The following is a 7,227-nucleotide window of genomic DNA, read 5'->3' on the forward strand; positions in this document are numbered from 1 at the left end:
GCTGGGGGCCCTTGTGAGGCTGCGGGACCGCGTTGAAGTCTCCGCCCACCACGACGACCTTGCCGGCGTCGATGTCATCGTCGAGTTCGGAGGCGAGTCGCGCCGCCTGCGCGGAACGGGCCCGGTCGTTGACGCCCGTGGCGTCGTCGAAGGCGCGCATGTGCACGCTGCAGCCCTTCACCTTCCCGGGGACGCCGACGAGGGTCGCGTCGTGGCAGAGGGCGTTGAACGTCCGCGCCGGGACGACCGGGCTGCCGTCGGCCTTGATCTGGTGGGTCTCGCCGCCGAGGAAAATCTTGTCCGGGGGGCCCAGCGTCCCTCGGGCTCCGACGACTTGACCGATCCAGCAGCGCGTGTCGTCATTGGCCGGGTCACTGTCCATGTTCACCGAACAGTCGGACACGCCGCAGCCCGTGTAGTTGGTGAGCAGGGGCGTGAAGCCGAACTCGTAGGTTCCCTCGTACTTGTTCCGGAACCACTGGAACTGCGGGTAGCACACCTCCTGCAGCATGATCAGGTGCACCGGCTGGAAGTCGGAGATCTGCCGCTCGATGTGGTGGAGCTTGTCGGTGCCGCCTTTGTTGCACATGCCACCGCACATGTTGAAGGTGACCGCCCTGAGCTGAACCCCGGCCCCGGCCCCGGCGTCGGCCGGCGAGGTGTCCGTGGCCGTGCGCTTCGTCTCGGTCACCGCCCGGTCGGCCCTCAGCAGGTCGGGGCCGACCGGCGGGTCCGTACGCCGCCCGGACTCGCCTCGGGCGTCCGGAGCGACACGGCCGGATCTCGTCGCCGGCGCCTCAGGGGCGCGTCCTTCCCGAGCCGCCGAGCGGCGGCTCCGGCGGGCGGGCGCCCGCTTCCGCCCCCGCCTCACGCGACGCCGGCGGGAAGCCGTCCCGAGGGGTATTCGAGCGGTGTGAGGAAGTCCAGGTCGTCCAAGGGCCGGTCGGTGAAGAAACGCAGGAGGAGTTCGCCGACCTCTCTGCGTCGTTCGAGTGCCGGCAGATGGTCGGTGTCGCGGACGAGGGTGAAGATGCTGCCGGCGATGGTGGCAGCGGCTTCACGGCCCAGGTCGGGGCGGGTGAGGGTGTCGTGCTCGCCGGTGACACAGAGGGCCGGGACGCCGCTCACCCCGCCGTCGGGCAGCCCCGACCAGTCGATCACACGGCGGATGGACGCCAGATGACGCTCGAAGTCCGGTCCCGTGACGGCCGCCATGTCACGGGCCAGCACACGGGTGACAGCGGCCCGGTTGCGCACCGTACGGTCAACCGGGGCCATGAGCGACTCCACGCTGCGCCGGGCGTACCCGTCGGCATCCCCCGAGGCGAGCGCGTCCGCCATGGCCCGAAGCCCCTCCAGCTCCTCCGGCGGGTAGACGGAGGCGGCTCCCATGAGGGCCAGCCGGGACAGGCGGCCAGGGTCGCGCTGGGCGAGGTGGTAGGCGACCGGCACCGCGTAGGAGACGGCGTAGAGGTTGACCCGGTCGAGGCCCAGACGGTCGAGGAGGTCGGTCAGGGCGTCGGCGAGGAAATCGAACCCGTACGTCGCCGGCAGCGGGTCGGCGTTGCCGGAACCGGGCAGCTCCACATGGATGAGGGGTGCGGTCTGCGCCCATGGCCCTTCCAGCCGCCGGTAGGAATACATGTTCTGGAAGGCGCCGCCGATCACGACGATCGGCTCCGTGCTGGGGGTGGGGCACTGCACGACACGGCACTGGTAGCCGAAGCCGGAGAAGAAGAAACGGTGCACCTGATCGACAGTCACGAGGACGAACTCCAGACGACGGAAAACGCGTACCCGTGGATCAACGACCTGCCTCCGACATGGTTCTCGCCGCCGGCCCCGCCCCCACACCAACGTGTGGTGCGCTCCGCCCGGCCGGGAGTCGACACGCGTGACGACCAGGTCCCGACGGAATCCGGCCGCACCGGTCGCGGGGTCCGGGTCGTTGTCCTCGTGCGCGGCCCGCCGATCCGCGGGCCGCGCACGACACACACCGACCCGCCGGAGCAGACATGTCACAGAACCAGCGGAAAACGGGGACCGACCACGGCTTCACCGGCTACGCCGAGGACCTCCTGCAGGTCCTGGCGCGGCATCCCGACCGGCCCGCCGTCCTCACCGCCGACCGCAGGCCCGTCTCCGCGGGCGAACTGTCCGCCCTCGTCCGCCGTCTCACCCGAGCCCTGCGAAGCCGCGGGATCGGGCCGGGCGGGACCGTGTCCCTGCTCACCGGCAACACGCCTCTCGCCCTGGCCGCCCGCTACGCGGTACCCCTGACCGGTGCCCGCCTCGTCTACCTCTACGACGTCATGCCGCCCAAGGCCCTCGCGCACATCGTCGCCGACGTCGACACGTGCCTGCTGCTCGTCGACGCGAGCCGGCACGCCGACCTGGGGCCCCTTCTGTCCCTGGTCGACGTCCCCGCGGTGGCATCACTCGGCCCGGTCGCCGGCTGCGACGATCTCGTCGCCTCGGCCGCCCGCCCCACCCCGGACGCCCCCGGCGGCCACACCGACCCCCATGCCGACTGGTGCATCCGTCACACCAGCGGCACCACGGGGGTCCCCAAAGCCCTCCAGGTCACCCACGGCCAGTACAAGCGCTGCCTGAACAGCTTGCGCGTCGACGCGGGCGATCCGCCGCGCTTCCTCGTGAACACCCCGCTGTCGCACGTCGCCGGCCTGTGCGCCGATCTGGCGCTCCTCCAGGGCGGCAGCGTCGTCCTGCAGCGGGATTTCGACGCCGGCGCGACCCTCGACGCGGTCGAACGCGAGGGCGTCACCCACCTGTGGCTGCTCCCGCCCCTGCTGCACCAGCTGCTCGACCATCCGTCCCTGCCCGCCACCGACGTCTCCGGCGTCAAGCGCATCACCTACGGCGGGAGTCCCGCGTCAGCCGCCCGGCTCCGGCGGGCGGCGGAGGTCTTCGGCCCCGTGCTGCACAGCTGGTACGGACAGAGCGAAACCCTCGGCCTCACCGAGGTCCGGCCCGAAGAGCACCTCCTGACCGGCCGCCACGGCCAGATCACCGTCGGCCGCCCCATGCCCGAGGTCGAACTCGACATCCGTGACACCCACGGTTCGCCTCTTCCCGCCGGCCGCCAGGGCGAGATCTACGCCCGCTCCCCCGGGATGATGCGCGGCTATTGGAAACAACCGGAACTCACGGCCGGAACGATGCGGGACGGCTGGATCCGCACCGGAGACATCGGATACCTCGACGACAACGGCTACCTCTTCCTCGTCGGCCGCTCCAGCGACCTCATCAAGACCCTCGGCGGTGGCATCTACCCCAGCGAGGTCGAAGCGGTGCTGCTGACCCACCCGGCCGTCGCGCATTGCGCCGTCTTCGGCGTCGCCGACCAGGACGCGGCCGAACACATCCACGCCGCCGTCGTACCCGCCGCGGGCCACCGCATCACCCCCGACGAAATCCGCACCCACGTCACCACGCACCTCACCCGCCAGTACGCACCGGGCACCATCCACTTCGTCCCGGACATCCCCCGCACCACCATGGGCAAACCGGACAAGAACAAGCTCCGCGAGCAGCTCACCCGACCTCGCCGCGCGCCGCTGTCGCATGAAGCCGCCAGTGCCAGGTCCGGCCCCGGCAGGTGAGGACGGTGCAGCCGGCCCTCACGTGCGGGGCCTCCTCCTTCTCGTCCCAGCCATCCGCGGCGGCTCGTCCTGCGATTCGCCGCGCAGCGCCCGCTTCCGGAGCGGGCCCTCGGGGCCGCTGGGTGACGGGCCGGGTCATCGACGTTTCCGGCGGTGCCCGCCTCGGGCCGGGGCCGGCCGGATGAACCCCCGCCTCCGCCCAGGCGTCAGCTGTCGCTCCGTCACGCCGTGGGCCGGGGAGAGGGTCCGGCCCGGTACCGCCGCGTCACCGGCCCGGCCCCGAGGCCGACGTGGGCGCCCCCTGCGGTCAGGGGCCGGGGCGGCAGCAGGAACCTCGCTGGAAACTGCGGGCCACATCGAGCCACGTGGTGTCGGGGCCGGCGGCCGGGGGCGGCGACGTGTGGACGCGGGTGAGGTCGGCCTGGTGGTGGGGTACGCCGTCGCGCAGTACCAGCGGGGTGTTGACGAGGGTGGTGAAGTCGCTGAAGGGATCACCGTCGATGACGGTGAGGTCGGCGACCTTGCCGGGCTCGGCGGTGCCGAGGTCGCCGTGGAGTCCGAACACCCGCGCGGGGACGGCGGTGGCGGTGCGGAGGGCCTGGGCGGGGGTGAAGCCGTGGGCGTGCAGCGCGCGCAGGGCGAGGTGCAGGGAGAGCCCGGGCGGGACCAGGGGGGCGTCCGTGCCCAGGGCGAGCGTGGCGCCGGCGGCCGCGAGCAGACGGTAGTTGTCCATTTCGGTGGACAGTGCCCGGAGCTGCTCGGTGGTGGGAGGGGTGCCGGCGCGTTCACGGACGGAGGCGACGTCCCAGGGCGGCATCAGGTTGCGCACGCGTACGTCGTCGGCCAGGCCTGGGTCGGCGGCGAGAAGGGCCTGTGCGGTGAACGGGGTGATGATCAGGGCGAAGGTGCCGTCGGCGTACTGCTGGACGACGTCCTGGCGGATGTCACCCAGGGGGGTGGTGGCGTACCCGTACGGAAGGCGCTGGGTGGCCTGCAGATGGGTGGTCAGGTCCTGGCCGGCGGCGCGGCCGGGGCTGCACAGGTGGCTGCCGCACGGCACGCCGAGGCGGTGTGCGGCGTCGGCGGCCCGTGCCATGAAGTCGCCCGGGGCCCGTACGTAGGTCTTGACGAAGTCGACGTTCAGGGCGGTGGCGCGTTCCAGGGTGCGCTCGAGGCCCGCCCTGGTGCGGTGGGCGCGGCCCTTGCTGTAGGCGGTGCGGGCGCCGTCGATCAGCTCCGCGCAGGCCAGCAGGCGGGGGCCGGTGCTGTGGCCCGAGGCGAGCGCTTCGCGCAGCCCGACGGCCTCGTACAGGGGCGCGCCGAGGCAGGCGGTGGTGGTGATGCCGTAGGCGAGGGCGGTGAGGGGGTGACGGGCGCCGTAGGTGGCGCTGTAGGGGTGGGTGTGGCTGTCGATCAGGCCGGGGATGACGGTCCGGTCGGAGGCGTCGAGGGTGCGGTGGCCGGGGCGGCGGGGCCGGTGGGGATCGACAGCGGTGATGCGGCCGTTCTCGATCAGGACGTCGACGTCGTGGCGGGGCGGGGCCCCCGTGGCGTCCCAGAACTGGCCGGCATGGACGCGCAGCGGTTCCCGCCCGGAGGGCCGGCGTCGCACGGTCAGCGGTACCGGCAGCGTGCGGGTGCGGCCCCGCTGCCGGGCGCTGTCGAGGTCCAGCAGACGCAGGCGTCCGTTGGAGAGGTAGAGAAGGAGCCGGGAGTCGCGGGCCCAGCTGGGGTGATCGGCGGGCTCGTCGGTGACGCGGTGGGCGGGCCCGGTGGGGGTGCCGTCGGGAAGGACGGGCAGCAGCCACAGGGCCGATTCGGCGACCAGCGCCAGGTGACGGCCGTCGGGCGACCAGACGGGTCCGGCGGCGGCCCGGTCGGACAGCGACTGGTGCGCGGCGGGCAGGTGACGCCGGTCGGTGCCGGTGCGCGTGTCGACGACCCGGATGAGGTGGTAGCCCTCGCGGAAGCGCTGGTTGAGCCGGTTGCGGTCGCAGAAGGCGATGTACCGGCCGTCGGGTGACCAGGTGGGCGCGCCCGGAGGTCCGTCCGTGGCCAGGGGGCGGGCGAGTACGCGCTCGGCACCGGTGGCGGGGTCGTGCAGCAGCAGATTGCCGGCGATGTCCTGGCAGGCCAGGAGGGAGCCGTCCGGGGACAGGGCCGGATGCAGCCGTCCGGCGCCGGTGACGGGTTCGTCGCGTCCGCCGTCCAGGTGCAGCCGGCGCACGGCCGTCAAGCCGTCCCGGTCGGTGCAGTAGAGCAGGCTGCGTCCGTCTCCGGCCCAGGCGGGCATCTGCACGTGGTGGACGGGCGAGGCCTGGAGGAGTTTGCGGGGAGTGCCGCCGACGGGCAGCAGCCACAGGGCGTTGAGTGCCGCGAACGCCACCTCGCGCCCGTCGGGGGAGAGGGCGGGCCGCTGGATGCCGCGCACCGCGACGGGCCGGGCCGGCGTGGGATCGCGCGGCTTCGGCCTCCGGCCGGGTGCCGGCACGGGCATCCGGGCGTCGAAGGCGATCTCCTGGACGGACGGCGTCCCGGTCAGTGTGCGGACGCGGATGCGTCCGTCGCCCACGTACAGCAGGCGGTCGTCACCCAGCCAGCACGGCGGTGCCGCCGCCAGGTCCTCGTCGGCCGCCACGGTCCGGCCGTCCACCATCAGGGCCGCGCGTGCGGCCGGGAGGGAGGGGGAATCGCCGGTGCCGGTCAGGTGCAGGTACGCGACGCGGCCCGAGGGGGACACCGAGGGGCACAGGAGCCGGCCGGACGTGACCGTGCGCAGGACACGCCCCGGGCCTCCGGTGACGGGCACACGGACCAGGGCCGAGCCGCCGTCGGTTCCGCCGCCCGGTGCGTGGGCCGCGCGGACGCACACCAGCGAACGTCCGTCCGGCCACCAGGCCGGGTCGTAGTCCTCGAAGGCACCGCCGGTCAGCCGCCTCGGCCGGGTGTCGTCCAGGTCGAGGACGCACAGGCCGAAGGAACTGCCGGACACCGGATCGCCGTCGCGTTCGGAGGAGAAGGCCAGGCGGGTGCCGTCGGGTGACCAGGCGACGCCACGGTCGTCCCAGGGGCCGTCGGTGAGCTGCCGTGGCCCGGTGCCGTCGGCCCGCATCGTCCACAGGTGGAAGGCGCCACCGCGGTAGCCGCACCAGGCCACGGCCCCGCCGGTGGAGGACAGGGCCGGGCGGGTGGCCTCCAGATCCCAGTCGGTCAGCGGTGCCGCGGGTCCGGGCTCGCGGGGTACGCGCCACAGCACCCCCTGCGCCTCGGCGATGAGCAGGTGGCCGTCGGCGGAAGCGGTGACCGACCCGCCGGTGATCTCCCGGTAGCGCAGAACCCGCTCCTTGTCCGAGGCGCCGGCGGCAGCCGTGACGGGGACCGCCGAAACCGTCAGACCGGCGGCGGAGGTCCGCAGGAAACCACGGCGGTCGACGTGGCCGAAGTCGAACATGGCACCTTCCGGGGTCGGTCTCGTGCGACGGCCCCGGTGCCGAGCGCCGCGCTCTCGTACGAGGCGGCGTACGCGTTCCGGTCCCGGGAGCGGCCCGGCGGGCACGGCGACGGGCCCGGGGAGCCGCGCGTCGGCCGCGCGGAACGTGCCCGG

4 protein-coding genes are annotated in these 7,227 nt (G+C 73.5%); 1 reads left to right on the forward strand and 3 read right to left on the reverse strand.

Annotated features, from left to right (window positions below; all coding sequences use genetic code 11):
* On the reverse strand, window positions 1-691 hold a 691-nt coding region (locus tag RIF68_RS20890; protein ID WP_375165725.1), incomplete at its 3' end, for an endonuclease/exonuclease/phosphatase family protein.
* A 176-nt stretch (window positions 692-867) separates the two neighbouring features.
* Window positions 868-1,764: an alpha/beta hydrolase gene (locus tag RIF68_RS20895; RefSeq protein WP_309052811.1), complete on the reverse strand. Its 897-nt coding sequence runs from the start codon at window positions 1,762-1,764 to the stop codon at window positions 868-870.
* 251 nt (window positions 1,765-2,015) lie between these two features.
* On the opposite strand from RIF68_RS20895, the gene RIF68_RS20900 reads away from it, so the two are divergent.
* Window positions 2,016-3,623: an AMP-binding protein gene (locus RIF68_RS20900; RefSeq protein WP_309052812.1), complete on the forward strand. Its 1,608-nt coding sequence runs from the start codon at window positions 2,016-2,018 to the stop codon at window positions 3,621-3,623.
* A gap of 307 nt (window positions 3,624-3,930) precedes the next feature.
* Here RIF68_RS20900 and RIF68_RS20905 read toward each other — a convergent pair whose 3' ends face one another.
* On the reverse strand, window positions 3,931-7,074 hold the full coding sequence (locus RIF68_RS20905; RefSeq protein ID WP_309052813.1) for an amidohydrolase family protein: 3,144 nt from the start codon (window positions 7,072-7,074) through the stop codon (window positions 3,931-3,933).
* Between the last annotated feature and the right edge of the window lie 153 nt (window positions 7,075-7,227).

It is taken from the genome of Streptomyces sp., from assembly GCF_031178505.1.
GTDB lineage: Bacteria > Actinomycetota > Actinomycetes > Streptomycetales > Streptomycetaceae > Streptomyces > Streptomyces gulbargensis.